The organism is Streptosporangium sp. NPDC048047, from assembly GCF_040653115.1.
Lineage (GTDB): Bacteria > Actinomycetota > Actinomycetes > Streptosporangiales > Streptosporangiaceae > Streptosporangium.
The window spans coordinates 304,511-329,462 of record NZ_JBEZNH010000002.1 but is presented as its reverse complement, the minus strand read 5'-3'; the positions used below and the strand labels follow the sequence as shown (position 1 = coordinate 329,462).

General features: G+C 72.7%; 26 protein-coding genes. 9 read left to right on the top strand and 17 right to left on the bottom strand.

Annotation, left to right across the window (positions count from 1 at the left end):
* Nucleotides 1-351: 351 nt before the first annotated feature.
* From AB0D67_RS03220 to AB0D67_RS03195, 6 genes are all read right to left on the bottom strand, one after another.
* On the bottom strand, nt 352-852 hold the full coding sequence (locus AB0D67_RS03220) for an SRPBCC family protein (protein WP_362929309.1): 501 nt from the start codon (nt 850-852) through the stop codon (nt 352-354).
* A 367-nt stretch (nt 853-1,219) separates the two neighbouring features.
* Nucleotides 1,220-2,806, bottom strand: a complete 1,587-nt coding sequence (locus AB0D67_RS03215; protein ID WP_362929307.1) for an acyl-CoA synthetase — start codon at nt 2,804-2,806, stop codon at nt 1,220-1,222.
* A gap of 18 nt (nt 2,807-2,824) precedes the next feature.
* Nucleotides 2,825-3,973 (bottom strand): thiolase domain-containing protein, encoded by a 1,149-nt coding sequence (locus tag AB0D67_RS03210; RefSeq protein WP_362929305.1) that lies wholly within the window; start codon nt 3,971-3,973, stop codon nt 2,825-2,827.
* A 2-nt stretch (nt 3,974-3,975) separates the two neighbouring features.
* Entirely contained in the window at nt 3,976-4,995 is a 1,020-nt protein-coding gene (locus tag AB0D67_RS03205) for a lipid-transfer protein (RefSeq protein WP_362929303.1), read from the bottom strand.
* A 67-nt stretch (nt 4,996-5,062) separates the two neighbouring features.
* Nucleotides 5,063-5,950 (bottom strand): OB-fold domain-containing protein, encoded by an 888-nt coding sequence (locus AB0D67_RS03200; protein WP_362929301.1) that lies wholly within the window; start codon nt 5,948-5,950, stop codon nt 5,063-5,065.
* A 102-nt stretch (nt 5,951-6,052) separates the two neighbouring features.
* Nucleotides 6,053-7,603 carry an acyl-CoA synthetase gene (locus tag AB0D67_RS03195; protein ID WP_362929299.1) on the bottom strand — a complete coding sequence of 517 codons (1,551 nt, stop codon included), beginning with the start codon at nt 7,601-7,603 and terminating at the stop codon, nt 6,053-6,055.
* Between the two features lie 178 nt (nt 7,604-7,781).
* Between AB0D67_RS03195 and AB0D67_RS03190 the strand changes: the two genes are divergently transcribed.
* Nucleotides 7,782-8,597 carry a crotonase/enoyl-CoA hydratase family protein gene (locus AB0D67_RS03190; protein WP_362929297.1) on the top strand — a complete coding sequence of 272 codons (816 nt, stop codon included), beginning with the start codon at nt 7,782-7,784 and terminating at the stop codon, nt 8,595-8,597.
* A gap of 36 nt (nt 8,598-8,633) precedes the next feature.
* On the opposite strand, the gene AB0D67_RS03185 is transcribed toward AB0D67_RS03190, so the two are convergent.
* On the bottom strand, nt 8,634-9,803 hold the full coding sequence (locus tag AB0D67_RS03185) for an NAD(P)/FAD-dependent oxidoreductase (RefSeq protein WP_362929295.1): 1,170 nt from the start codon (nt 9,801-9,803) through the stop codon (nt 8,634-8,636).
* Between AB0D67_RS03185 and AB0D67_RS03180 the strand changes: the two genes are divergently transcribed.
* Nucleotides 9,730-10,221 carry a TetR/AcrR family transcriptional regulator C-terminal domain-containing protein gene (locus tag AB0D67_RS03180; protein ID WP_362929293.1) on the top strand — a complete coding sequence of 164 codons (492 nt, stop codon included), beginning with the start codon at nt 9,730-9,732 and terminating at the stop codon, nt 10,219-10,221. The genes AB0D67_RS03185 and AB0D67_RS03180 overlap by 74 nt on opposite strands.
* Before the next feature lie 48 nt (nt 10,222-10,269).
* Here AB0D67_RS03180 and AB0D67_RS03175 read toward each other — a convergent pair whose 3' ends face one another.
* Nucleotides 10,270-10,599: a PIN domain-containing protein gene (locus tag AB0D67_RS03175; RefSeq protein WP_362929291.1), complete on the bottom strand. Its 330-nt coding sequence runs from the start codon at nt 10,597-10,599 to the stop codon at nt 10,270-10,272.
* Nucleotides 10,600-10,687: 88 nt separating this feature from the next.
* The gene (locus AB0D67_RS03170) at nt 10,688-10,978 is read right to left on the bottom strand and encodes a hypothetical protein (protein ID WP_362929289.1); all 291 of its coding nucleotides are present in this window, start codon (nt 10,976-10,978) and stop codon (nt 10,688-10,690) included.
* Between the two features lie 164 nt (nt 10,979-11,142).
* Here AB0D67_RS03170 and AB0D67_RS03165 point away from each other — a divergent pair, with 164 nt between their 5' ends.
* The 5 genes from AB0D67_RS03165 to AB0D67_RS03145 all read left to right on the top strand — a co-directional run bounded on the left by AB0D67_RS03165 (nt 11,143) and on the right by AB0D67_RS03145 (nt 14,697).
* A complete protein-coding gene (locus tag AB0D67_RS03165; RefSeq protein ID WP_362929287.1) occupies nt 11,143-11,370 on the top strand; it encodes a hypothetical protein in 228 nt (75 codons plus the stop codon).
* A 12-nt stretch (nt 11,371-11,382) separates the two neighbouring features.
* Complete coding sequence (locus AB0D67_RS03160; RefSeq protein WP_362929285.1) at nt 11,383-11,787, top strand: hypothetical protein; 405 nt, start codon at nt 11,383-11,385, stop codon at nt 11,785-11,787.
* A gap of 191 nt (nt 11,788-11,978) precedes the next feature.
* Complete coding sequence (locus tag AB0D67_RS03155; protein WP_362929283.1) at nt 11,979-13,181, top strand: cysteine desulfurase-like protein; 1,203 nt, start codon at nt 11,979-11,981, stop codon at nt 13,179-13,181.
* A gap of 140 nt (nt 13,182-13,321) precedes the next feature.
* Nucleotides 13,322-13,627 carry a hypothetical protein gene (locus AB0D67_RS03150; protein WP_362929281.1) on the top strand — a complete coding sequence of 102 codons (306 nt, stop codon included), beginning with the start codon at nt 13,322-13,324 and terminating at the stop codon, nt 13,625-13,627.
* 5 nt (nt 13,628-13,632) lie between these two features.
* Nucleotides 13,633-14,697, top strand: a complete 1,065-nt coding sequence (locus AB0D67_RS03145) for an NlpC/P60 family protein (protein WP_362929279.1) — start codon at nt 13,633-13,635, stop codon at nt 14,695-14,697.
* Nucleotides 14,698-14,712: 15 nt separating this feature from the next.
* Here the strand turns inward: AB0D67_RS03145 and AB0D67_RS03140 are convergent, their stop codons facing one another.
* From AB0D67_RS03140 to AB0D67_RS03120, 5 genes are all read right to left on the bottom strand, one after another.
* Entirely contained in the window at nt 14,713-15,834 is a 1,122-nt protein-coding gene (locus AB0D67_RS03140) for a nitronate monooxygenase family protein (protein ID WP_362929277.1), read from the bottom strand.
* 95 nt (nt 15,835-15,929) lie between these two features.
* Nucleotides 15,930-16,676, bottom strand: coding sequence for an SDR family NAD(P)-dependent oxidoreductase (locus tag AB0D67_RS03135; protein WP_362929275.1), 747 nt, complete (start codon nt 16,674-16,676; stop codon nt 15,930-15,932).
* A 74-nt stretch (nt 16,677-16,750) separates the two neighbouring features.
* Complete coding sequence (locus AB0D67_RS03130; protein WP_362929273.1) at nt 16,751-18,115, bottom strand: FAD-binding oxidoreductase; 1,365 nt, start codon at nt 18,113-18,115, stop codon at nt 16,751-16,753.
* A complete protein-coding gene (locus AB0D67_RS03125; RefSeq protein ID WP_362929401.1) occupies nt 18,112-18,957 on the bottom strand; it encodes a decaprenyl-phosphate phosphoribosyltransferase in 846 nt (281 codons plus the stop codon). The genes AB0D67_RS03130 and AB0D67_RS03125 overlap by 4 nt, the downstream gene beginning before the upstream one ends.
* A 62-nt stretch (nt 18,958-19,019) precedes the next feature.
* Nucleotides 19,020-19,952, bottom strand: a complete 933-nt coding sequence (locus AB0D67_RS03120) for a DUF3068 domain-containing protein (RefSeq protein ID WP_362929272.1) — start codon at nt 19,950-19,952, stop codon at nt 19,020-19,022.
* 118 nt (nt 19,953-20,070) lie between these two features.
* Between AB0D67_RS03120 and AB0D67_RS03115 the strand changes: the two genes are divergently transcribed.
* Nucleotides 20,071-21,492 carry an acyltransferase gene (locus AB0D67_RS03115; RefSeq protein ID WP_362929270.1) on the top strand — a complete coding sequence of 474 codons (1,422 nt, stop codon included), beginning with the start codon at nt 20,071-20,073 and terminating at the stop codon, nt 21,490-21,492.
* Between the two features lie 61 nt (nt 21,493-21,553).
* Nucleotides 21,554-21,757 (top strand): type II toxin-antitoxin system VapB family antitoxin, encoded by a 204-nt coding sequence (locus AB0D67_RS03110; RefSeq protein WP_362929269.1) that lies wholly within the window; start codon nt 21,554-21,556, stop codon nt 21,755-21,757.
* A 67-nt stretch (nt 21,758-21,824) separates the two neighbouring features.
* Here the strand turns inward: AB0D67_RS03110 and AB0D67_RS03105 are convergent, their stop codons facing one another.
* From AB0D67_RS03105 to AB0D67_RS03095, 3 genes are all read right to left on the bottom strand, one after another.
* Nucleotides 21,825-22,304, bottom strand: coding sequence for a hypothetical protein (locus AB0D67_RS03105; RefSeq protein WP_362929267.1), 480 nt, complete (start codon nt 22,302-22,304; stop codon nt 21,825-21,827).
* Nucleotides 22,301-22,756: a hypothetical protein gene (locus AB0D67_RS03100; protein ID WP_362929265.1), complete on the bottom strand. Its 456-nt coding sequence runs from the start codon at nt 22,754-22,756 to the stop codon at nt 22,301-22,303. Before AB0D67_RS03100 ends, AB0D67_RS03105 begins: the two co-directional genes overlap by 4 nt.
* Nucleotides 22,757-22,833: 77 nt before the next feature.
* Entirely contained in the window at nt 22,834-24,888 is a 2,055-nt protein-coding gene (locus tag AB0D67_RS03095; RefSeq protein WP_362929263.1) for a hypothetical protein, read from the bottom strand.
* Nucleotides 24,889-24,952 lie beyond the last annotated feature (64 nt).

Sequence of the window (24,952 nt, the reverse complement as noted above, 5' to 3'; positions counted from 1 at the left end):
GCGCGTCGCGGCCCGGGGGCCCTTGAGCCGATGCCTTCCCTCGTCACTCCGCCGCTCCGCGGCTGCGCTCCTCAGTCCAGACACCGGCACCCCCGAGCAGGCTCATGGCGACGCTGCGCGTCGCGGCCCGGGGGCCCTTGAGCCGATGCCTTCCCTCGTCACTCCGCCGCTGCGCTCCTCAGTCCAGACACCGGCGCGCGATGATGCTGCTGGTCTCCGCCGGCGGGAACCGGGTGCCGGTGATCGCCCAGCTGGTGCAGGCCGATGAAGACACCGTGCGCGATGTAGGGACCCCGAGGACATGCTCGCGCTGACGGTCCAGGGCTCCCTTGAGGGCGTCGAGTTCGGCTTTCACCAGGCGGCGCACAGTTCGGCGAGGCGTTCCAGGGTGCTCGCCATCTGCGTCTGCCACCAGGCGCGCCCGCTGTCCACTTCCGCGCGTTTGTCCTCCCGCATGCGCGAAGCGTCGAAGGTCTCGGTCACGACCGTCGCCCCGGCTCCGTCCGGGAGCAGATCGAAGATCCAACGGTGGCCCCACGCGGCCCCGGGCACGGTGGCGTCTGGGTGCCCACGACCGGGCCTCGGCTCCCAGCCGAGGCGACGGTCCGGCTCGTACTCGACGACGTGGTTGTTCATCTCATAGTCGCCGTATCGCTCGTAATGCATCCGCATCACGAAGACGTCCCCGACGCCCGAGACCACGGCGTCGGAGACACCACCGCGCAGCATCCCCGAGCCGTCGAGGTCCGGGTGCCGCCCGGGGTCGGCCAGGATCCGGAAGATCTCCTCCGCCGGGGCCCCGATGCGCCGGGACACCACCACCACCACGGGCCCGCCTGTCGTACTCGTCATCCGCGTGCCTCCGTTAACCGCAGAGTATGAACCCGGCTCCGGCCCGGACGCTACACCGGGGGTACGACAACGCCTCGCCGAGGACGTTCCGCATGCCATCGGTCGGCGATCAATGCCTGACCCGGCCACCCGGCGAACCTATGCGGTCACAGCACTGGCTCACCCCTCTTGCCGGCGTCGACCGGACGCCCTCCCGACCATATGTACCGCCGCTCCGGAACCTGCCGAAGCGGACCGAGATGGAAGATGCGATCACAGGGCTTCTCGAACTGCGGCTCAAGGTCAGAAACAAAGGAAGCGTTCCGGTAGTACGCCCTGACCTGATCGGGGAACCGGCAGCCGCCCCACCCGGAGAGGGCGGCGACCATCAGCCGCCGGCGGACCGGGCGGTCTCTCGGGCCCAGCGGTAGTCGGCCTTGCCCGCCGGGGAGCGGACCATCTTCTCGACGAAGGCGAAGACGCGCGGCACCTTGTAGCCGGACAGCCGGGTACGGCAGTGCGCGGTCAGCTCATCGGCCGAGGGGGCGGCGCCCGGCCGGGGCTCGACCACGGCGGCGACCCGTTCGCCCCACCGCTCGTCGGGGACCCCGGCGACCACCGCGTCGAAGACCGCGGGGTGGCCCTTGAGGACCGCCTCGACCTCCTCGGGGAAGACCTTCTCACCGCCGGTGTTGATGCAGGCCGACCCCCGGCCGAAGATCGTCAGGGTGCCGTCCTCCTCGACGGCGGCGATGTCGCCGGTGAGCAGCCAGCGGGTGCCCGCCCGGTCGGTGACGAAGGTGCGGCGCGTCTTGTCCTCGTCGCGGTAGTAGCCGAACGCGATCCGGCCGCTCTTGGCGACCGTGCCGAGCTTTCCGGACCCGGGCTCGACCGGTTCCAGGTTCTCGTCGAGCACGGCCAGGCCGGAGCCGTCGTTGGCGCGGAACCGCTGCCCCGACTCCGGTGAGGAGCCCGGGACGGCGGAGGCGGTGTAGCCGGACTCGCTGGAGCCGAAGCCGTCCATGATCATCCGGTCCGGCAGCAGCTCGGCCAGCCGGTCACGGACGGCTCCGCTCAGGATGGCGCCGGTGGAGCTGACCACGAACAGCGACGACAGGTCGTGGCCGCCCTGGGCGATCTCCTCGGCCAGCGGGCGGGCCATCGCGTCGCCGGTGATGTTGATCGACACGACGCGCTCCCGCTCGATGGCCCGCAGCACCTCGGCCGGGTCGAACCGGCGGACGTAGACCATGGTGCCGCCCAGCCACCAGGTGATGAAGGTGGCCATCTGGGCCGCGCCGTGCATCAGCGGGGCCGCCGCCATCATGCTGAACGGCTGGGACGCCACGGCCGCCTCGACGACCTCGCGCGGCGTGGCGCGCGGCTCGCCGTACGGGTTGCCGCCGCCGAAGGCGAAGAACAGGTCCTCGCACCGCCACATCACGCCCTTGGGCATGCCGGTGGTGCCGCCGGTGTAGATGATGTAGACGTCGTCGCCCGACCGCTCCGGGAAGCCGCGCGTGGCCGGCCGCCCGGCCAGCGCCGCCTCGTACGGCACCGCCGTCCCGAGCGAGGAGGGGCCGCCCGCCACGATCAGGTGCCCGAGCCGTTCGGCCCGCGGCGCCACGGCCGACACCCGCCCGTCGAACTCCGCGTCGAACAGCAGGGCCACGATGTCGGAGTCGCGGTAGAGGTGCAGCAGCTCCTCCTCGACGTAGCGGTGGTTGACGTTGACCGGCACGGCCCGGATCTTCAGGGCGGCCAGCAGGCCCACGACGTACTCGACGCCGTTGCGGAGCTGGATGCCGACGTGCTCCCCGGCCCGCACACCCGCGGCGAGGAGGTGGTGGGCCAGCCGGTTGGCCTCGGCGTCCAGCCCGGCGTAGGTCATCCGGTCGTCACCGCAGACGACGGCGACCCGGTCCCCGACCGCGTCCGCGAGGCCCTCGAACAGATCCGCGTGGTTGAACTCCATTCGGCCCTCCCGGAGGGGTCAGGGTCTGTCGCTGCCGACCATCCACATCGCGAAGAACTGGGCGCCTCCCCCGTAGGCGTGCCCGAGGGCCCGCCGGGCGCCGTCCACCTGGTGCTCACCCGCCATGCCCCTGACCTGGAGCGCCGCCTCGGCGAACCGGATCATCCCGGACGCGCCGATGGGGTTGCTCGACAGCACCCCGCCGGAGGCGTTCCACGGGATGTCGCCGTCCAGGGCGGTGGCGCCGGACTCGGTGAGCTTCCATCCCTCCCCTTCGGGGGCGAACCCGAGGTTCTCCAGCCACATCGGCTCGTACCAGGAGAAGGGCACGTACACCTCGGCCACGTCGATCTCCCGGCGCGGGTCGGTGACCCCCGCCTGCCGGTACACGTCGGCGGCGCAGTCCCGGCCGCCACGGGGGCTCACGGTGTCGCGACCCGCCCGGAAGATCGGCTCGGACCGCATGGCCGCGCCCAGGACCCAGGCGGGGACGGAGCCGGTGAGCCGGTCCTCGGCGGCCAGCACCATCGCGCACGCGCCGTCGGAGGACGGGCAGGTCTCCAGGTAGCGGATCGGCTCCCACAGCATCGGCGTCGCCTCGACCATGGCCCGGTCGATGCCGGGGATGCGCAGGTGGGCGTAGGGGTTGCGCAGCGCGTTGCGCCGGTCCTTGACCGCCACCAGCGTGCCGATGTGCTCCGGCGCGCCGGAGCGGCGGATGTACTCGCGGATGTGCGGCGCGAAATAGCCTCCCGCGCCGACCACCAGTGAGGCGCTGAACGGCAGGTGCGTGGACAGCGCCCAGGTCGCGTTGGACTCCGACTGCTTCTCGAACGCCACCGTGAGCACCCGGCCGTGCACGCCGCCCTGGATGAGCGAGGCCCCGGCCAGCGCGGTGGACCCGCCGACCGAGCCGGCGGTGTGCACCCGCATCATCGGCTTGCCCGCCGCGCCGAGCGCGTCGGCGAGGTACGCCTCCGGCATCATCACGCCCTCGAACAGGTCGGGCGCCTTGCCGATGACGACGGCGTCGATGTCCTTCCAGGTCAGCCCGGCGTCCTCCAGGGCGCGCAGCGCCGCCTCGCGGACGAGTCCGGCGAGGGAGACGTCGCGCCGCCGCGTCGTGTACCGCGTCTGGCCGACCCCGATCACCGCGCAACGGTTCATCTTCAGCCCTCCAGCACGGCGACGAGGTTGTGCTGGAGGCAGGGGCCGCCGGCGGCGTGCGCGACGGCGCGGCCGGCCCTTCCCTCCATGACGTGACGGGCGGCCTCGCCGATCCGGATGAGGCCGGTGGCCATGACGGGGTTGGCGGCCAGCGGCCCGCCGCTGGGGTTGACGTCGGTGTCGCCGGGGATGCCGAGGGCCCGGCGCAGCACGACCTCCTCGTGGCTGAACTGCGCGTGCAGTTCGGCCACGTCGGGATGACCCTCGCCGGCCCCCGCCGCTCGTGCGGCTTCGGCGGCGGAGGCCGACCGGGCGAGATCTCTCATGCCCGGGTAGTGCGGCTCTATGCGGTGGGCGACGCCCTTTATCCACGCGGGCCGCTCACACAGCTCCCGGGCCAGGTCGCCGGCGGCCAGCACCACCGCGGCGGCGCCGTCGGTGATCGGGGCGATGTCGTACGGCCTCAGCGGTGCGACCTCGAACTCCTCCCCCTCGGGGTCGGGCAGGTCGAGGGCGCAGGGGTTGGCCCGGCCGGCGGCGCGGCTGCGCCGTACGATCTCGTCCAGTTCGGCGCGATCGGCGGACACGGCCGACGCCTGGAGCGCGGCGAGGGAGACCTGGTCGAGGCTGAGCGGAGCCAGGTAGTAGGGGTCGAGCTGGAGCGTCATGATCTCCCGCAGGTCGCCCTGGGACGACTTGCCGAAGCCGTAGACGAGGGCGGAGTCGACGTCGCCGTGCTGCAGCCTGGCCCACGCCTCGTACAGCGCCCAGGCGGCGTCCATCTCCACGTGGCTCTCGGAGATCGGCGGCCAGGCGCCGAGCGCGTCCAGCGCGGAGACGAAGGAGAACGGCGCGCCCGCCAGGTAGTCGCACGAGCCCGAGCAGGTGAAGCCGAACCGGCGCAGCCCCGTCGCCCGGCGGACCTCCTCCAGCGGGCCGAGGATCATCTCCGGCTCGCTGCGGCCCTCGTCGACGGCGCTGTGCCGGGTCTGCGCGAACGCCACCACCGCGACCTCGCGCATCACACCCCCTCCCGTACGGCGCCGCCCGCCGCTGGCCCCGCGCCGCGCCCCGTGTGGTCCTCGCGCATCACATCTCCTCGTCCGGCTCGCCGGTGGGGGCGAACCACCGCACGCTGTCCATGGACGGCCCGCGTTCGGCCTCGGGGACCCACACCGCCCGCACCCGCATGCCCTCCCGCACCTCGTGGGCCGGGACCCCGCCGATCAGGACGATCATGGGGACATCGGCGCCGTCGAGCCGGACGTAGGCCGACACGAACGGCACCTCGGGGGCGCGCGGGTCCGGGAGGTTGTTGATCGCGAAGGTGGTGACCGTCCCGGTGCCGGGCAGCACGACCTCCTCGGTGACGGCGACGCCGCACTCGGGGCAGGACAGCCGGTAGGGCACGTACACCTTGCCGCAGGAGTCGCAGCGGCTGCCGAGGAAGACGCCCCGGGCGATGCCCTCCAGGAAGCGGGCGAGCGCCAGCCCCGGCGTGACGGTGTACTCCACCCGCACCGGGGCGGTCATCGCGGTGACCTCCGGGACGAAGCACTCGATGTCGGTGACGTGGCCGGTGCGCTCGGCCCGCCAGCGGGGCCGGACCCGCAGGCCGGGACGCATGGCCCGGACGTCGCCCGCGTCCACCGCGTGCAGCAGGGAGGTGTCGGCGCCGTCCAGGCGGATCAGGGCCCAGGCGAACGGCCGGTCCAGGGGGTGGCCGGCGCGCGGGGAGCCCGCCCACGACCAGCTCCCGACCGTCCCGGCCGGGCCGACCTCGACGAACTCGTCGGTGACGGCGTCCCCGGTGTCCGGGTCGTACTCCAGCGGCGGCACCAGCGTCCGGCCCGTCGCGGTGCGGACGCCGACGAGGCGGCGGTCGCGCAGCTCGGTGAGGAACCGGCCGATCACCGGCCCGGTCGTCCGGGTGTAGCCGCCGGGGAACTCCAGCACGTGCCGCGTCCGCGGGATCATCGGCGCCTCCCGTTCCGGGGCCGGACGACGGTCCGGGACCGGACGGCGGTCCAGGACCATGCGGTGGTCCGTGGCCGTGTCCACGCGGCGCGGCCGGATCGTTCAGATGGCACGGTCGCGCCCCTCCCAGTACGGGTCCCGCAGCCTGCGTTTGAGGAGCTTGCCGTTGGGCTCGCGCGGCATCTCCGCGATGAAGTCCACCGACTTCGGCCACTTCATGGTGGACAGCCGGCCCCGGAGCGACTCGACGAGCTCGGCGGCCAGCTCGGGTGAGGGCTCGACGCCGGGTGCGGGCTCGACCACGGCCTTGATCTGCTCGCCCCACTCCTCGTCCGGGACGCCGAACACGGCCACGTCGGCGACCTTGGGGTGGACCATCAGCTCGTTCTCGATCTCGGCCGGGTAGATGTTGGCCCCACCGGAGATGATCAGGTCCGCCTTCCGGTCGCAGAGGAACAGGAAGCCGTCCCCGTCGAGGTAGCCGATGTCGCCGACGGTGAAGAAGCCGTCGAGGCGGCCGGCGTCGGTCTTGGCCCGGTCGCCCTTGTACTCGAAGTCCGCGCCGGCCATCTTCATGTAGACCGTGCCGGGGGTGCCGGGCGGGACGGGCCGCAGGTCGTCGTCCACGACGAGCAGCTCGCTGATCGGCCAGGGCCGCCCGACGGTGCCGGGGTGCTTCTTCCAGTCCTCGGGGGTCGCGATCGTGCCGCCGCCCTCGGTGGCCGCGTAGTACTCGTAGACGCAGTCGCCCCACCAGTCGAGCATCGCCCGCTTGACCGGTACCGGGCAGGGCGCGGCGGCGTGGATCATCCACCGCAGCGACGACAGGTCGTAGGCGCCCCTGACCTCCTCGGGCAGCGAGAGCAGGCGCTTGAAGTGGGTGGGGACCATGTGCGAACTGGTCACCCGGTGCCGCTCGCAGAGCCGGAGCATCTCCTCGGCGTCCCATCGGTCCATGAAGACGAGCGTGTGACCCATGTGCAGGGCGGAGCCGCCGAACTGGGTGACCGCGGTGTGGTAGCCCGGCGAGGTGACCAGGTGGACGTTCCCGCCGCCCGGGGTCATGCCGAACATCGCGAGCAGGAACGTCATCAGCTCGGCCCCGTCGTCGGGGTCCAGGCCGCTCAGCGGCCGGCGGACGCCCTTGGGCCGGCCGGTGGTGCCGGAGGTGTAGTGCATGGTGGCGCCCGCCGTACGGCCGGCCGGGGTGGTGGCGGGATGCCCGGCGACCAGTTCGGCGACCGGGCGCGCGCCCGGCACGTCCCCCAGGGCGAAGACCCGGGACGGGTCGATCCCCGACGCGGCCGCCCCGCGCGTGCCCTCGGCGGCGAAGCGCTCGTGGACGAAGAACGCGCGGGCCTCGCTGTCGGCGACGATGTGGCCGATCTCCGGGCCGGTGAGGTGCCAGTTGACCGGCGTGTAATACCACCCGGCCTGCAGCGCCGCGAGGTAGAGCACGAGCCCGTCCGCGCCGTTTGGCGCCAGGCCGCACAGTCCGTCCCCGGTCTCCATCCCCAGGTCCCGCAGCGCGTGCACGAGGCGGTCGGCGCGGGCGAGCAGGTCGCCGGCGCGGTGCGGGGTGCCGTCGGGGTCCACGGCCGCGATCCAGCCGGGATCGGCCTGCGCCAGTCTCCAGAAGCCGAGCGTGCCCATCACAGATCCTTCCCGACAATGCGAAAGGCCCCGACCGCCAAAGTGAATCACGTTCTCGTTATTGATGAAACCTCTGGTGATACGGGGAAGATGGAACGAGAATCTGTTCTCACAAGCATGGGCAGGGTAACCCGCCCGACCTGACCGAGCAAGCGCTTGACAGTAGACCGGAGGCCCCGTGGAACTCCTGCCGATCAGCACGCCGCACTGCCGGGTCGAGCGCGACGGCCACGTCGTCGTGGTGACCATGGACCGGCCGGAGGCCCGCAACGCCCTGTCGACGGACATGCTGGTCGGCCTGGCCGACGCCTGGGCCTACGTCTCGGCCGAGCCGGACGTCCGCGTCGCCGTGCTGACCGGCGCGGGCGGGACGTTCTGCGCGGGCGCCGACCTCAAGGCCATGGGCGCCCCCTCGGAGGACCCCCGGGTGCGGGAGCGGGCCGCGAAGATCCCCGACGTCCACTGGAAGGGCCTGCTGCGCGACCCCGGCGCCCTGCCGTCGAAGCCGGTCGTCTGCGCGGTCGAGGGGTACGCCGTGGCCGGCGGAACCGAGCTGCTCGTCGGCACCGACCTGCGGGTGGCCGCCGAGTCCGCCGTCCTCGGCCTGTTCGAGGCCCGCCGCGCGCTGTTCCCGATGGGCGGCTCCGCCGTGCGGCTGCCGCGGCAGATCCCCTACGCTTTCGCCATGGACCTGCTGCTGACCGGCCGGTCCGTCACGGCGCGGGAGGCCCTGGAGATGGGGCTGGTCAACCGGGTCGTCCCGGACGGCAAGGCGCTGGAGGAGGCCCTGGAGCTCGCCGGCCGGGTCGCCGAGTGCGGGCCGCTGGCCGTACAGGCCATCCTGCGCACCCACCGCGAGACCCTGGGCATGCCCGAGGCCGAGGCGCTGGCGGTCGCCGACGCCATCGGCTGGCCGGTGATCGGCTCCGAGGACGCCAAGGAGGGCGCCCGCGCCTTCCGCGAGAAGCGCCCGGCGGTCTACCGGGGCGCGTGAGGCACGGCGCCGGCGAGCCCGCGGGGGCAGTGGACGTCAGCCGGGCCGCGTGCCCGCGGCTCCCGCGGCCGGGACGAATCTCTTCAGCGCCTCCTTGCCGAACGCGACGGCCGCGTTTCCGCGTTCGAGCAGGTCGTCCCGGTACTCCTCCAGCGCCGACGTCAGGGCTCGTGCACCCCGGCCGGCTTCGGCCAGCCGCGCGCACAGCCGTACCGCGTCCTGCAACGCGGTGTTCGCGCCGTTCCCGCCGCTGGCGAGCGTCAGGTGCGCGGCGTCGCCGAGCAACGTGATCCGGCCCACCGGCCAGGACGGCATCGGCCGGTCGTGGACCTTGGAACGGCCGACCGCGCTCATGTCGGCGCGGCGCACCAGCTCCCGCAGGTCGGGATGCCAGCCGTCGATGAGCTCCAGCGCCAGCTCACGGGCGTCCTCCCCGACGACCCCCGGCCCGGTGGCCGCCGGATGGTCCGGCGGCATCATCAGCACCCAGCGCACATAGCCGTCCCGGTACGGCATGTCCAGCTCGGGGGCGAGCTCGGCGGCGGCCTCGGACGGCTCCCTGCCGAACTGCATGCGCCCCAGCATCAGCGTGATCCCGGGACCCTTCACCATCGTGCCCCGGCCGCTCACCAGCCGCAGGAAGCGGTCGGTGAGCGGGGTCCGTCCCATCGCCCCGCACAGGTCCGAGTCGACGAGTTTCACCTCGGGCGCCAGGTGCCGCCGCACCACGGAGTTCCCGCCGTCCGCGCCGACCAGCACCTCCCCCGTGGCCTGCGTGCCGTCGGCGAAGCGCGCGGTCACGGTCCCGTCCGCCGCTTCCGCGAGACCCGTCAGCCGTCTGCCGTGCGCGACCCGGCCCTCCAGCCCTCCGAGGAGGATCCGCCGCAGCACCTGCCGGTCCACCGCCCTGGTCTCCGCAGATGGCCCCTCCAGGTCACGGCTGAGCGGTGTGAGCCGCTCATCGAACAACATCCCCGGCCCGGTCAGGCTCCCGCTGGTGACTTCGGCCAGTTCGTAGAGCCGCGGCGGCAGGTTCGCGCGCAGCGCCTCCATCGCGAGCGGCCCGAGCCCGATCCGGTATCCCTGGAACCGCTCGCCACCGCCGTCGTCGGCCTCGAACACCTGCACGTCGATGCCCGCGCGGACGAGCGCGTGGGCGAGCGTCAGCCCGCCGAGCCCCGCCCCGATCACCAGCACTCGTCCCACGCCTCGCCCGGTCATCCCGCCCCCCGGAGCCCCGCCCCCTGACGGCCCCTGGGATGCAAGGCTGCGCGGCGTCGCGATCGGTCTGCGCGAGGTCATGCTGGCCCACCGCGACGGCGCGCGCCTCATGTCCGGCTTCCACGAGCCGAGCGCCGAGGCCGTCGCCGCCTTCCACCGGCTGATCGAGTCCCTGATCGCCGCGGGCGTCCCCGCGGACACGGCGGCCGTCGCCGTGGATACCGTCCTGGCCTACGTCAACGGTTACACCGTCGAGGAGCAGGCCCGTAAGAGCGGCTCCGACGCCTGGCCGAGAGAGGATCTCGACCGCGCCTTCCGAGGCGGCCTCGAACTGATCCTCACCGGCGTCAGGGCCTCCCTCCATGGGGCGACGGCCGCCGACCGGCCGCCTTCCCCGCGCTGACCGCACGACCCGGCTCCCGCGTGGGCGTCCCCTCAGGGCTCCCCGTTCTCAGACGCCGACGACTTTGACGGCCTTGCCGCAGAGCTTGTCCATGTCGTCCTCGTCGGAGGCGAGGACGATCACCGGTCTGACGGCCTCCAGCGCCGTCGCGGCCACCACGGCGTCGATGGCGTACTTGTGACCGTGCAGGCGGGCGTCGCGAAGGAGGTCGATCGCCCGCGAACAGATCTCCTCGGTGACCGGCTCGACCTTCAACCGGGACAGGTACCACCGGAGGCGGTCGCCCTTCACACGGACGTCCTGAGCCTCGATCGGGGTCATCGCGCTGACCACGACCCGGAAGTCGTTGTCCTGGGCCTCACGCACGATCGCGGTCACCCTCGGATCGACGGCGCACCACCTGACGAGACCTTCGCAGTCGAGGACGAGGGTGCCCGGCCCGCACTCAGCCTGCTTCGTGCGCGCGTCATCCGCCCTCTTCCTGAAGCTCGGGTGCGGCCTTCACCTCGCGGAACAGCTCGGCCGCCTCGTCGCGCAGCCTCTGCGGGATCGGCCCGGAAGCCGTCTCGTTCTCCCGGAGCGCCTCCTCCAGGAGGTCCCGCTCGATCTGCCGCTCGACCGCGGCGTCCACGTAGGCCGAGAACCCTCGCGCTCCGACCCGTTCCCTGACGGCTCGAATATTGCTGGCGCGCAGGGAGACGCTGACCTTGGCCGCCGGACCGCCCCCGGGGGCGAACCGCTGTTCGGACGCGTTCATCCATCCAGTTTGCTACTTGAGGTAGCAATCGGAAGGGTTTCTCGTGCCGGACGGCGTGGCGGCCTGCGCCCTCCTCCGGCGGCGGCCCAGCGGCGGCGCATTGCGTTCGCCGGTGATACCGGAATGGCTGGCCGACGGTATCACCCGTCGGTTAACGTGAGGGCATGGCGATGACCATCCGGTTCGACGACGACGAGACCCGCCGCCTGCGGAGCATGGCCGAGGCGGAGGGCATCTCCATGCAGGCGGCCGTCAAACGGTCCGTCGACGAACGCGCCGCCCGGCTGACCGTCCTGGGCCGCCTCGCGGACGCCTGGGGTCCGTTGCCGCAGGCCGAGCTGGACCGGGCCGCCGATTCCCTCAAACTGGACCGGAACCGCGCCGCCTCCTGACACCATCTACCGGTGAGCTCGTTCCCCCCGACCGGTTCGGGTCGCATTCTCGACACCTCCGCCCTGACGTCGGCGGCGACGGGCAAGCACGTCTACGCCCGCGCCCTCATCGCCACCGCGTTGCGCTCCGGCACCGTCACCCTCCTCATCCCGGTGAGCGCCTATGCCGAGGCCCTCGCCACCGTTCCGCACGACCTGCGCTGGCAGTTGATGCTTCTCACCAGCTCTCCCACGGTGGACATCGACTTCCTCGACGACCGCGAGAAGGCCCACGAGATCGGCGACTTCGACACCTCGGACCTCCCTCTCGCGCACGTCGCCTGGTGCGGCGTCCGGTACGGCTGGCGCGTCGTCACCGATCGCGGCGACGAACTGCGCGCCGTCGCCCCCGCGGTGGAGATCGAACCGCTTCCCTGACGGCAGGGCATGGAGCGCGCCCGGACGGAGCCTCCTCGCGGCGTGGGATGCCGGTCTCCGCCGGTCGGCTTCGCACGCGCCCGGCGATGATCGGCCGAATCGGCCGCCGAGACCAGATGAGGAAGCCCTTCGAGGGATAAATGCGGATAATCGGGGAGCTGAACCAGGGACATTCGTCTTCAGGAGGCTTCATGACGTACGACGTGGCGGCTGTGCGGGCGCACTTTCCGGCGCTGGAGGAGGGGGCCGCGCACTTCGACGGCCCCGGCGGCTCGCAGGTCCCCGACGTGGTCGCGGACGCCGTGGCGGGCACCCTGCGCGCGGCTGTGTCCAACCGGGGCGTCATGACCGCCGCCGAACGCCGCGCCGACGGGATCGTGACCGGGGCGCGGCAGGCCATGGCCGACCTGCTCGCGGCCGACTCGGCGGGCATCGTGTTCGGGCGCAGCATGACGCAGCTGACCTACGACATGGCCCGCGCGCTGGCCAAGGAGTGGGGTCCGGGCGACGAGGTCGTGGTCACCACGCTGGACCACGACGCGAACATCCGGCCGTGGGTGCAGGCGGCCGAGGCGCGCGGGGCCACGGTGCGCCGCGCCGACTTCGACCCGGCCACCGGTGAGCTGCCCGTCGAGGCCGTCACGGGCCTGCTCACCGACCGCACCCGGCTGGTCGCCGTCACCGCCGCGTCCAACCTGCTGGGCACCCGGCCGGACGTCCCGGCGATCGCGGAGGCGGTGCACGCGGCCGGGGCGCTGCTCTACGTCGACGGCGTCCACCTGACCCCGCACGCCCTGGTCGACATGGGGGCGCTCGGCGCCGACTTCTACGCCTGCTCGCCGTACAAGTTCCTCGGACCGCACCTGGGGGTCCTCGCCGCCGATCCCGCGCTGCTGGAGACCGTGCGTCCGGACAAGCTGCTGCCCTCGTCCGACGCCGTGCCCGAGCGGTTCGAGGTGGGCACGCTGCCGTACGAGCTGCTCGCCGGCACGACGGCGGCGGTCGACTTCCTCGCGGGCCTGGTTCCGGGGAGCGGGAGCCGGCGCGAGCGGCTGGCCGCCTCGATGGGCGCGCTGGAGGAGCACGAGCGGGCCATGCTCGACCGGCTCGACGCGGGTCTGGCCGGCATCCCGGGCGTCACCCTGTACGGCGCGGCGGGACGCAGGCGCACCCCGACGACGCTGTTCTCCCCGGGCGGCGTCACCCCTGCCGACGCCTACCGATTGCTGGCCGAGCGCGGGGTCAACGCGCCCGCGAGCAGCTTCTACGCGCTGGAGTGCTCGCGGAGGCTGGGACTCGGCGACGCGGGCGCGGTCCGGGCGGGGATCGCGCCGTACACCGACGAGTCCGACGTGGACCGGCTGGTGAAGGGCGTCCGCGAACTCGCCGGCTGATCCCATGCCCGAAAAACCCGGAAATTTGAGCCGTTTCTTATATGATCCTTTTCGGTAGCTTTGGCAGGTGATTTCGCACGAGCAGCCGGCCGACCCCCCGCGAGCGGCCGGTTCCGGGGCGGCGGCGAAAGGACCCGATCGTGGCGACGGACATCGAGTGGAGCCGCCAGGCGCTCCTCGAACTCGGCCGGCTGGCACACCGGCGGGGACGCGAGCTGACGGACGCCCGCGAGGGCTTCCCCGCCGAGGTGGGCGCCTCCCTCTTCGGCACGCTGAAGGGCGGCGCGGAGCTGGCCGCCACGGCGGGCCGGGTGGAGAAGCACGTGGACGCCGACGTCCGCGCCGGGAAGAACCGCCTCGACGATGTGGAGCGGGCCCTGGACAACGTCGAGCGGAACATCCGGAAGACCGAGCCGGGCCACGGGAAGGGCACACGCGCGATATGACCGACATGGGAGCCGTGCGAAGCCTGGGCGGGGAGCGGCTGGTCGCGCTGGCGGCCAAGGCGGACGGGAACCCCGGGGAGATCCGCGCGATCGCGAAACGCTGGCGGGACGCCGCCACCAAGAGCGCCGAGCCGTTCGCCGACCTGGACGGGGCGATCCGCCGGAAGGTCTACGGGGCCTGGCACGGCGACTCGGCCGACGCGTTCGTGCGGTACATGCGGGCCTATCCCGAGGCGGGCAACGAGCTGCGCGACACGCTCCGCGACTGCGCCAACGCCCTCGACGACGCCGCCGACGCCGTGCACACGGCCAAGAGCAAGATCGACGAGGTCTGCTCCGCCCTCCTCGACTGGCACCGCGGCAACCCGCGCGCCACCAAGGAGCAGATCAGCACGGCGGTCGGCCGGTCCGTCACCAGCGCCGAGGGGCACGTGACCACGGCCGAGACCGCGCTCTCCACCGCCAAGGGCAAGATAGACGGGTACCTCCGCGACCTCTCCTCGACGTTCGGCAAGATCGCGGCCCCGGCGGGCCAGGAGTTCGCGCCCAAGGACGGCAGCGTCGACGGGTGGATACCGGCGGACCGCACCCCCGTCCGCACCACCTCGCTCGCCTCGGCGCCCGGCGCCCCGCCCGGCGCCACGGCCGGCGGCGCGCCCTGGTCACCCGGCGGCGGGGGCGGCGTCGCCACCGCGGACGCCCTGCCGTACGTGACGGGTTCGGGGACCGGGGCCGACATCGTGTCCGCCGCGCGGACCCACCTCGGCAAGCCGTACGTCTGGGGCGCCAACGGCCCCCGCGCCTTCGACTGCTCCGGGCTCGTGTACTACTGCCTGAACCAGGCCGGGGTGAAGATCGGCGACACCACGGCCGAGGGCTACCGGGTGAGCGGGAAGCCGGCCACGCTCCCGCTCCAGCCCGGGGACGTGATCACCTTCGGCAACCCCGCCACGCACTGCGGCATCTACATCGGCGACGGCAAGATGATCCACGCCCCGCACACCGGGACGGTGGTGCAGGTCGCCAATGTGGCGGGCCACCAGCCCATCACCTACCGCCGCTTCACCTGACCGCCCGCGGGTCCCCTACCCGTCGCCCGACAGGCGGCCCAGGCGCTCGACGGCCTCGATGTACTCCTCGACCATCGTGAACACCACCTCCTTGGCGGACCGCACCTGGTTCATCGCCCCGATGATCTGTCCCGCGGGGAAGGTCGCCAGCTCCGCGGCGTCGGACCGGCCGATCCTGCGCAGGGCGTCGGAGACCAGCATGAACTGCAGCGGCATCGGCAGCGTGCCGGGCGAGCCCTCGGCCTCCCACGCCTCGGTCCACTCGTTGCGCAGCAGGCGCGCGGGCTTGCCCGTCCACGAGCGCGAGCGGACGGTGTCGCGGGAGGTGGCCGCGAGGATGCGCCGCCGGGCCGCCTCGGGGGTGTCCGCCTCCTCCACGGCCAGCCAGACGGAGCCGGTCCACACCCCCTCGGCGCCGAGCGCCATGCCGGCCGCCATCTGCCGGCCGTTCCCGATGCCCCCGGCGGCCAGCACGGGCACGTCCACGGCGTCCACGACCTGCGGTATCAGCACCATGGTGGAGATGTCGCCGGTGTGCCCGCCCGCCTCGGTGCCCTGGGCGACGACGATGTCCACGCCCACCTCGACCTGCTTGACCGCGTGCCGGGGCGTGGAGGCCAGCGCCGCCACCCGCACCCCCCGCGCGTGCGCCGCCTCGACGACGTCGGCGGGCGGCGGCCCGAGGGCGTTGGCCAGCAGGGCGATCGGGTGCCGCAGCGCCACCTCGACCTGCGGCCGGGCGGTGGCGTCGGTCCAGCCGAGCAGCACCTTCCCCGCGCCCGCCTCGGAGTCGGGGAGCTCGGCCACGCCGTGCGCGGCGAGCAGGCCGTCGACGAAGCGGCGGTGCCCCTCGGGGATCATCCCCTGCAGCCGCGCCACCAGGTCCTCGGGCGAGTCGACGTCGAGGCCGGCGCCCTCGTAGGAGGCCGGCATGACGACGTCGACCCCGTACGGCCGGCCGCCGGCGTGCTCGTCGATCCAGGCGAGCTCGACCTCCAGCTCCTCCGGGGTGAAGTAGAGGGCGCCGAGCACGCCCATCCCGCCGGCGCGGCTGACCGCGGCGACGACGTCCCTGCAGTGGCTGAACGCGAAGATCGGGAATTCGATGCCGAGCATGTCCGTGACGCGTGTCCGCATGCGCTCACGGTACGACCGGCTCCGAATGACTGCAACGTGTTCTAGCTATGTAATTCCCTCCGCAGCGGGAACAGGAGATGAGAAGGGAACAGGTTTCAGCGCGGCATTCTGCGCCAGATCGCGCGCGGCAGCACGCGCATCACCGCGAACACCCACCGCAGCCGCCCGGGGACCCACACCGTCTCGGCCCCCGAGCGCAGGCCCGCGATCACGGCGTCGGCCACCTCGCCCGGGGTGGACGACATCGGCGCCGGGGACATGCCCTCGGTCATCCGGCCGACGACGAACCCGGGCCGGACCACCATCACCCGGGCCCCGGAGCCGTGCAGGGCGTCGCCCAGGCCCTGAGCGAAGCCGTCCAGGCCCGCCTTGGCCGAGCCGTACACGAAGTTGGCCCGCCGTACCCGCACCCCCGCCACCGAGGACAGGACGACCAGCGTGCCGTGCCCCTGCTCGCGCAACCGCCGGGCGGCGGACAGCCCGGCCGAGACGTGCCCGCCGTAGTTGACCGCGACCGCCCCGGCGGCGGCCACCGGGTCGGCGTCGTAGGCCGCCTGGCTGCCCAGGACGCCGAAGGCGGGGATCACCACATCGAGGTCGCCGACCAGCTTCGCGGCCGTCTCGATCACCTCGCCGTGCGTCTCCGGGCGGGCGGCGTCGAAGTCGACCAGGTGCACCTCGGCGTCACCGATGACGGGGGGCGTCCCCCCGGCGATGCCGCGGGCGGCGAGCACGACCCGGCGGGCGCCGTCGCGGACCAGCCGCTCGACGATCGCCAGCCCGATCTCGCTGCGCCCGCCGAGCAGCAGCACGGTGTCCACCGACCCCAGCGCGTTCCTCACGGAATGAGCCTCCTTCTCTCGGGACCCGGGCCCACCGGCCCCGGACGACCGGTGAGCCCGTACGGCGCCGGCCCTCACAGCAGCAGTCTGCGGGCCAGGTCGGAGCGGAACACCCCGTCCGGGTCCACCTCTTCGCGGATCCCGCGCCACTCTTCCAGCCGCGGGTACATCGCCGCCACCGTCGCGGCCGACGCCCGGGAGTCCTTGGCGAGGTAGATCCGGCCGCCCGCCTCGGCCACCTGGTCGTCGAACCCGCGCAGCAACCGGGCCAGGCCCCGCCGCCCCGCCGGGATGTCCAGGGCGAGCGTCCAGCCGGGGACCGGGAACGACAGCATCCCCGGCGTGCCCGGCCCGAACCGCTTGAGCACGGTCAGGAAGGACACCACGCCCTCGGCGGACAGCCGGGCGACGATCCGCCGCAGCGTCGCCTCCTGCCCGAACGGCACGGCGAACTGGTACTGCACGAACCCGCGCGAGCCGTAGACCCGGTTCCAGCCGTCCACCCCGTCGAGGGGGTGGAAGAAGGGCGCGATGCCCTGGATGAGACCGGTCGCCGGGCGCGACTTCGCGTACCACGCCTCGTTGAACGCCCGTACGGTCAGCGGGTTCAGCAAGCCGTTGGGCGCCCAGGGCGGGGCCTTGAGCACCGGGCCAGGGCCGAACGCCAGCGGGTCGGCGCCGCGCGGCAGCTCCTCGCGGGACGCGTGGTCGCCCCGGGTGAGGACGCTGCGGCCCATCCGGCCGCCGCGGGCGAGCAGGTCGATCCAGGCGACCGTGTAGCGGTAGCGGTCGTCGGTGGCGGCCATCGTCTCCAGCGTCTGGTCCAGGTCGCGGGTCCGTTCGACGTCCACCCGGACGCGGGAGGTCTCGATCGGCACGCACCGGAAGACCGCCTCGGTGATCACGCCGGTGAGCCCCATCCCGCCGACCGTGGCCCAGAACAGGTCACCGTCCGGCACCGCCCCGCCGCCTTCGGCCGTACGGTTTCCGTCCGGGGTGACCGTGCGGGTCTCGCCCGAGGCGGTGACCAGGGTGAGGGAGCGCAGGTGGGCGCCGAAGGAGGAGTCGACGTGGTGGTTCTTGCCGTGCACGTCGGCCGCCAGCGCGCCGCCGACGGTCACGTGCCGGGTCCCCGGGGTGACCGGCACGAACCAGCCCCGCGGCACCAGCGCGGTCATCAGGTCGTGCAGGCTCACCCCCGCGCCCGCGGTGACCAGGCCCGTGTCCTCGTCGATGGACCACGTGTCGAGCCCGGTGCAGTCGCAGACCAGCCCCCCGGCGTTCTGCGCGGCGTCGCCGTAGGAGCGGCCGAGCCCCCGGGCGGCGACGCCGCGGCCGGGGGCCCGCCGTACCAGCTCGGCGACCTCCTCGGTGGAGCGGGGGCGGGCCAGGCGTGCCGGGGTCGGCGCGGTACGGCCCCAGCCGGTGAGAAAGGTCATGAAAGGTAGATTCCCACGAGCAGGGGCACGAGCAGCAGTCCGGTGAAGAGGAGCAGGGGCCGGTCGCGCAGCACGAGCTCCTCGGGCTCCTCGCCCACCCCCCGGTCCACCAGCAGGTTGTGCCGCAGGACGATGAGCACGAACGGCACGATGCTGATCGCGTGGAAGGGGCCGGGGTGCCGCTCGTTCAGCGCCCACAGGCAGTAGGTCACGATCATCGCGCCCGAGGACATCGCCCGGACCCCGGCGAGGTAGCTGGGCGTGTAGGCCGACAGGGCCCGCCGGGCGGAGTCGCCGGAGGCGCGCAGCTCGGCCTCGCGCTTGCCCGTCACGAGCAGCAGCGAGCCGAGCGAGACGACCACCAGGAACCAGCTCGTCACCGGCACGTCCACGGCGACCGCGCCGGCGAGGGCGCGGACCACGTGGCAGCCGGCGACCGCGACCAGGTCCACCACGGCCTGGTGCTTGAGCCAGAAGGTGTAGGCGAAGGTCAGCGCCAGGTACCCGGCGACGACGGCGGGCAGCCGCCAGTCACCGGTCAGCGCGGCCAGCGCCGGGCCCAGCAGCAGCAGGACGACCCCGACGATCCGCGCGAGCCGTACGGTGACCAGCCCCGCCGCTATCGGACGGCGGCGCTTGCGCGGATGGCGGCGGTCGGCCTCGACGTCGGCGGCGTCGTTGAGCAGGTAGGCGCCGCTCGCGGCCAGGCAGAACGCGCCGAAGGCGATCGCCGTGCCCAGCAGGCCCCGGGGGGTGGTCAGCACCCCCGCCGCCGCGGGGGCCGCGAAGACGAGGGCGTTCTTCAGCCACTGGCGGGGCCGGCAGGCCCGCAGCAGCGCCACGGGCGAGAACCTGGAGGAGGCGGGCGGGTCCGCCGGCGGCCGCGCGACGGCCGTCTCCTCGTTCACCAGGTCAGTTCCCGCCGCCCGCGGCCGGCGATGACCATGAGGATCCCGGCGACCAGCATGACGACGCCCACGATCAGCAGGACCAGCGGGATGGTGACCTTGAGCAGGGTGATCTGGCTCTTGCCGTCCAGGGCCTTGCTCACCAGGGCGTCGACCGTCTTGGGGGTCATCCTCGCCGTCGCGTCGAAGGCGGTGATGGTGTGGGCGCCGTCCTGGGTGGTGAGGACCTCGTGGCGTTCCTGCTCCTGCCGCACCGGCGAGCCGGTCGTGGGCTCGACCCAGAAGGTGTTCCGGCCGCTGTAGTACCGGTCGACCTCGATGTCGCCGGTCGTGTCCGTCACCCCCATGATCGAGGCGGGGACGGTGCGGGTCTCGGTCTTCGTCTTCGGGACGTCCTGCTCGAACCGGTAGGCACGCACCCCGTTGACGTTCTCCTCACCGACGAAGCGGGCGTCGAACGCCTTGCCGGCGGTGGCGTTGAAGACCCGGTAGGTCTTCTTCTGCACGTCGAAGGGGAACAGGTAGACCTGCCCCTCCAGCTTCACCGGCTTCTTGTCGATGTTGGCGGCGCAGCAGTCGACGGCCTCGCCGGTGTACTTGTTGAAGGCGCTGCGGCGGGGGACGAGCGAGATCAGCGGGTTGTCGTTGGTCACGTCGTTGACCGCCATGACCTCGTCCCAGACCACCCGGTCGCCCTGGGCCTGGGAGACGTCCCCCCGCGTGGTCACGGTGATGTCGGCGTCGCCGGTCATCACCTTGAGGTCCCCGGCGCTGAAGTACCGTGCGCCCGGGGCGGTCAGCTCGCTGATCCCGTAGTAGTCGGCCGGGGCGGCGATCAGCTTGGGGCTGACCTGGAACCGCACGAGCGGCGCCAGCACGATGAGGAACGCCCCCAGTGCTATGAGGACTAGTCCGACGGTCCGGCGCATCTGGCCTCCTGGGGGGTCCCGACCTGGGAGAATTAGGGGGATATATCTGGATTAACGAGGCTACTGGCCAGTATGTTAGTTGCCGAGAGTGACCGTCGTCACGTGGGGATGCGGAAAAGTGACCGAAACAGGTTCTGCCACGGAGGCCCTCTCCGACCCGGATCCCGCGACCCCCCGCAAAACTACCCCCGAACTGCACCTCCCGGACCCAGGGGACATCCCGGAACCCGCCATACCGGCCGCCGAAAACGCGCCCGCGACGCCGTCCGGGACGCCGTCCGAGACCGGGCGGGCGACGCTCACCGAGGACGGCCCGGCGCCGCCCTCCGGCGACGGGCCCGCGACGCTCACCGGCGACGGCCGGCTCGACACCCTCGACGGCGTGCGCGCCGTCGCCGCGTTCGCCGTCCTCGTCTTCCACGTGGCGACCGAGAGCGGGGCCGCGCTCGCGCCCGGCTTCGGCGGCGCGCTGCTCTCCCGGGGCGACGTGGCCGTGCCGATCTTCTTCGCGCTCTCCGGGCTGCTGCTCTACCGCCCCTTCGCGGCGTCGCTGCTGGGCGGGGAGGAACCCGTGCACGTGCGGTCCTACCTGTGGAAGCGCGCCCTGCGGATCCTGCCCGCCTACTGGCTGGTGGTCGCCGTCGCCCTGCTCCTGTGGTCGCGCGACCACCTGTCGGACGGCTGGACCTGGCTGAAGCTGCTGACCCTCACCCAGAACTACGACACCCACCCCTGGTGGTTCGGCCTGGGCCCCAAGGGCCTCGCCCAGATGTGGAGCCTGTCGGTGGAGGCGGCCTTCTACGTCGCCCTCCCGCTACTGGCGGCCGGGCTCGCGGCCTTCGCCCGGCGCGGCGGCCCGGACACGGACGTCCGGGCCCGGCGGCTGCTGACCGGGCTGGCCGTGCTGGGGGCGGTGTCCCTGGTCTGGACCCTGCTGACCTACTACCCGGAGTACCGCCCCTACCTGAACTCCTGGGCGCCCCGGTCGGCGATCTTCTTCGCCGCCGGGATGGCCCTGGCCGTCGTGCTGGCCTGGGACCGGGCCGACCCCGCCGGAGACTCCCCCGCGAGCCGGTTCCGGCGGGCGGCGTCCGCCTCCCCCGGCTCGTGGTGGCTGGTCGCCGCACTGGCCTACGCGCTCGCGGCCTCCCCGGTGACCGGCACCCGCTTCCTCGGCATCGACGGCCTCTGGTCGGGCCTGTTCGAGATCGTCCTCTACACGGTCGTCGCCGCGTGCCTGCTCGTCCCGGCCACCCTGCCGCCCCCCGGCGACTCCCCGGTCCGGCTGCTGCTCGGCAACCGGACGATGGCCTACCTCGGCCGGATCTCCTACGGGGTGTTCCTCTGGCAGTTCGTGGCGATCCATCTCTGGTACGGCTTCACCGGGCAGCCGTCGTTCACCGGCGGCTTCCTCGCCAACCTCGTCCCCATCGCGGCCATCACCCTCGCGCTGGCCGCCCTCACCCACCGCTTCATCGAACGCCCCGCCTACCGCCTGGCCCATCTCGGACGAGGAGAAGGCCGAAAGCCGATGCGATGACACATCGCGATGTATATGTGATGCGTACCTATACATACGGGGAGGCGCGATGAGTCGAACCATGATCGATCTGGATGACGATCTGCTGGCCGAGGTGGCCAAGGCGCTGGGAACCGGCTCGAAGACGGAGACGGTCGAGGCCGCGCTACGCGAGGTGCTGGAGAACCGACAGCGGGTGGCGGCACTGACGCGGCTACGCGCGGCAGCCGCCGACGGCGCCTTCGACCTGGAGATTTTCGAAGAGAAGACGAACCGCCGGCGGTGACTACCGGAGACCTTCGGCTCAGGCGAATGCAACGTCGTCACACGGCTGGAACAGCCACCAAGTGCGGTTACCGCCGGTTCTGAATGATTTGATCGATCGCCGCCATGAGTTCCTCGTCTTCGACGAGAGGTGGGTCGTCCTTGTCCTCACAGCAAGCAGGCTTGGGTCGGGAACGACCCGCGCCGTGGCCAGCCCGGTCGGGCAGACCGAAGGCATCCCCGAGGAATGCATATGGGTCGGTGCGGTTGTCGTGCTGCTCCAGGAGCACGAAGGCAGCGGTGTCAATCTCAGGAAAACTCATTATCAGCCGCCAGCTTTCCGGTAGCTGCACTACACAGAACCGAGGCCAGTTACCCGGACCCGACAACCGATAATGGGCAGCGGAGCATCCTCGCTGGGCCGCATCACGGTGCACATGAACGTATGCCTCCCTGACCCGACGCGGCGTCCTGGCATCACGAACAGTCGCGTCGACCTGTTTAGCCACAATGATCCGGAAACGAGCGCCGCGAGGGGTTTCGCCGATATGACGCGCGCGACGGCTCATGAACGGAGCAACTCCTCCAGCTCGAACTCGCCGTACTCGACGAAGTCGGTCGCCCCGGCCAGCGCCTCTTGCGCCCTGCTCAGCAGGTCACGGTCACGAAGCGCGTCGATCACCCTGGCCAGCCTGCGGCCGGACTCGTCCTCGCCGAGCTCGCGAAGCACCACAAGGACCCTGGCGAGCGATGTCGCCGAGACGCGGGCGACGCCCTCGCCGGGCACCGCTTCCAGCAGGCCATGGCTCATCCATGACCGGACCGTGGGAACCGTCACCTCCAGAAGCTCAGCAGCGGTGGAAAGACGTACCGCGGAGGGTCGCGGTCCCAGGTCATGCCGCTGGGACATGCGGCGGACCGCTTCGTGCAGGGCCCGGTCGGCGGTTCGCCGCTGCGCGAGGGTCAGCAGATCGGCGAGGTCCTCCACCACGAGCCGCGCCTGTTCGTCATGTACGGCCATGCGTCCACCGTACCCATCTTCTTTCAAAATCAAGCCCTTTATTGAAAGCAACGGGTGCAGCGGTCTTTGAGAGTGAGTCAGGACGGGCTTTCGCCCTCGGGAGCCGGGGAGCCCAGGGCGACGGCGATCACGCAGACCGGGGCCTCCGGGTCGTTCATCTCGATCCGCATCCCCCGCCCGATCCCGTGCACCGGGAACTGGACCAGCCCCGTGACGGTCCTGCGCAGCGACAGGACCGTGCGCTCCCCGCCGACCTCCACGGTGACCGAGGCGGGGCGGTCCGCCGAGTAGGACAGGCCGCCCACGGTGGCCCGGCCGCCGAAGGAGACCGCGTCGGGGAAGGACATCGCGCCCAGCAGCGTCCGCATGCACCGCTCGTCCGGGCCCCGGGCGGCGAAGAAGCCGGGGGCGACGTTCATCCGCACCAGCCTGCCGTCCCGGTTGAAGACCCGGGCGTCCTCGGTGGGTTCGGGGTGGGCCATCCTCGCCCGCAGCGCCGGCCGGGCCAGCGGGGCGAGCAGGCGGTCGGTGAGCCGCCGTTCGCCGTTCACCGGCAGCACGATGTCGGGCGGCACCGGCGCCGGGTAGATCACCGCGGTGTCCGGGGCGGCGGCCAGCTCCGCGGCGGCCGTGTCGAGGTAGGCCCGGACACGCTGGCCGTTCAGGGTCGCGCGGTACGCCTCGACGGAGAACACCGACAGCACCAGGTAGGCCCCGGCGGTGAGCCCGGCGACGAGGGCGAGCGAGGACCGGTCGGGCAGCGGACGGCGGTAGGCGTCCGTCTCCCCCGCCACCGGCAGCAGCGCGCAGCCCAGGCAGACCGCGAGGACCAGCGCGGCGTCGGCGACGTAGCGGGTCTCGGCGCCCACCAGTCCCAGGTAGCTGCCCCGGGCGATCACCGTCGGGATCGCGTCGGCGAGCACCAGGTACCCGGCCAGCGTGAGCCATGCCCGGTGCGCCCGGCGGCGGTAGGCGAGCGTGGCCACCACCGTGACCGCCAGCACCGTCCAGGAGAGCGCCACGACGAAGCCGGACGGCGCGGCCAGGCCGCCCGCGGGGGTCGGCGTCCAGGACACCGGCCCGCCGACCGCCCCGCTGGGGAAGGTACGGCCCAGCAGCAGGGAGACCAGGTCGGCCGCCACACCGGGTTTGGGAGCCGAGGCTCCCTCGCCCGGCGCGGTGTCCATCCGGTCGAGGTAGACGAGCGTGTAGGCGGCCAGCACCGCCGCGTGCGCCGCCCAGAGCCACCGGTTCGCCCGCAGTTCCCGCCACATCGAGCGGAGCCAGCCGGTATCCCGGTCCCGCAGGAACGCCGTGGTCAGCGCGAACAGCAGGAAGGGCGCGAAGACGCCCTTGGTGCTGAAGGCCATGCCGGCCACGCACCAGATCAGCGCGCGCCGGCCGTACCCGGCGCCCTCCCCGCGGGCGAAGCGCACCTGGGCGGTGAGCGCGAGCACCAGGGCGAGCTGGAGCGGGATCGCGTTGATCGCCGCGGCCCACCAGGCGAACGCGGGGAAGGTCAGCGGGCAGAACAGGAACAGCGCCAGCGGCAGCAGGATCGCCGGCCGGGTGCCGAAGAGGGTCCGCAGCAGCCGCAGCGTCAGCACGCCGAGCAGCGCCTGCGCGGCGAGCGTGACGGCCGACACCAGCGCCCAGTCGTAGGGGGCGACGCGGGACAGCACCCAGGTCAGCGCGATCGCACCCGGCATGAAGTGGCCCTTGTGCACCCGGGTCAGGTAGTCGAGCGTGAAGTCCTCGCCGTAGGCGTTGCCGACGAACAGCAGGTCGTCCTCGACGAAGTAGGAGTCGCGCAGGACCAGCACGCGCAGCACCAGCGACGCCGCGATGAGGGCCGCCGCGCCCAGCGCCACCGGGCCGCGCAGGCGCGCCAGCCACCCGGGCAGCGTGAGCCGCACCGCCGGCGGTCCCGCCTCCGCCTCCGCGCCGTCCCCGGAGCGACTCGCCTCCGTGCCCGTCCCCTCCTCGGGGCGGTCCGGCGCACCGGCATCGGCGGCGTGCTCCAAGACTGCGGCGTCCTCTCCCGGCTTCCGGGGTGCCTTGGCGTCCGGGGCGTCCGTGCCGGCCGGGTGCTGCGGGCCCTCGGCGGTTCCCGTGTCCTTCGTGGCGTCCACCAGGCGTCTCCCTACGATCCGGTGTTCCGGTGGAACACCGTACGAGCTGTCAGGACCAGAGATG

Bases quoted from the DNA above. Each gene is read 5' to 3' on its own strand.
- AB0D67_RS03215 (WP_362929307.1), bottom strand. From the start codon at position 2,806: ATGGAGTTCAACCACGCGGATCTGTTCGAGGGCCTCGCGGACGCGGTC.
- AB0D67_RS03105 (WP_362929267.1), bottom strand. From the start codon at position 22,304: ATGAGCCGTCGCGCGCGTCATATCGGCGAAACCCCTCGCGGCGCTCGT.
- AB0D67_RS03220 (WP_362929309.1), bottom strand. From the start codon at position 852: ATGACGAGTACGACAGGCGGGCCCGTGGTGGTGGTGGTGTCCCGGCGC.
- AB0D67_RS03155 (WP_362929283.1), top strand. From the start codon at position 11,979: ATGACGTACGACGTGGCGGCTGTGCGGGCGCACTTTCCGGCGCTGGAG.
- AB0D67_RS03100 (WP_362929265.1), bottom strand. From the start codon at position 22,756: ATGGCCGTACATGACGAACAGGCGCGGCTCGTGGTGGAGGACCTCGCC.
- AB0D67_RS03145 (WP_362929279.1), top strand. From the start codon at position 13,633: ATGGGAGCCGTGCGAAGCCTGGGCGGGGAGCGGCTGGTCGCGCTGGCG.
- AB0D67_RS03165 (WP_362929287.1), top strand. From the start codon at position 11,143: ATGGCGATGACCATCCGGTTCGACGACGACGAGACCCGCCGCCTGCGG.
- AB0D67_RS03200 (WP_362929301.1), bottom strand. From the start codon at position 5,950: ATGATCCCGCGGACGCGGCACGTGCTGGAGTTCCCCGGCGGCTACACC.
- AB0D67_RS03130 (WP_362929273.1), bottom strand. From the start codon at position 18,115: ATGACCTTTCTCACCGGCTGGGGCCGTACCGCGCCGACCCCGGCACGC.
- AB0D67_RS03195 (WP_362929299.1), bottom strand. From the start codon at position 7,603: ATGGGCACGCTCGGCTTCTGGAGACTGGCGCAGGCCGATCCCGGCTGG.
- AB0D67_RS03120 (WP_362929272.1), bottom strand. From the start codon at position 19,952: ATGCGCCGGACCGTCGGACTAGTCCTCATAGCACTGGGGGCGTTCCTC.
- AB0D67_RS03170 (WP_362929289.1), bottom strand. From the start codon at position 10,978: ATGAACGCGTCCGAACAGCGGTTCGCCCCCGGGGGCGGTCCGGCGGCC.
- AB0D67_RS03210 (WP_362929305.1), bottom strand. From the start codon at position 3,973: ATGAACCGTTGCGCGGTGATCGGGGTCGGCCAGACGCGGTACACGACG.
- AB0D67_RS03205 (WP_362929303.1), bottom strand. From the start codon at position 4,995: ATGCGCGAGGTCGCGGTGGTGGCGTTCGCGCAGACCCGGCACAGCGCC.
- AB0D67_RS03140 (WP_362929277.1), bottom strand. From the start codon at position 15,834: ATGCGGACACGCGTCACGGACATGCTCGGCATCGAATTCCCGATCTTC.
- AB0D67_RS03110 (WP_362929269.1), top strand. From the start codon at position 21,554: ATGATCGATCTGGATGACGATCTGCTGGCCGAGGTGGCCAAGGCGCTG.
- AB0D67_RS03180 (WP_362929293.1), top strand. From the start codon at position 9,730: ATGCCCGCGCGGACGAGCGCGTGGGCGAGCGTCAGCCCGCCGAGCCCC.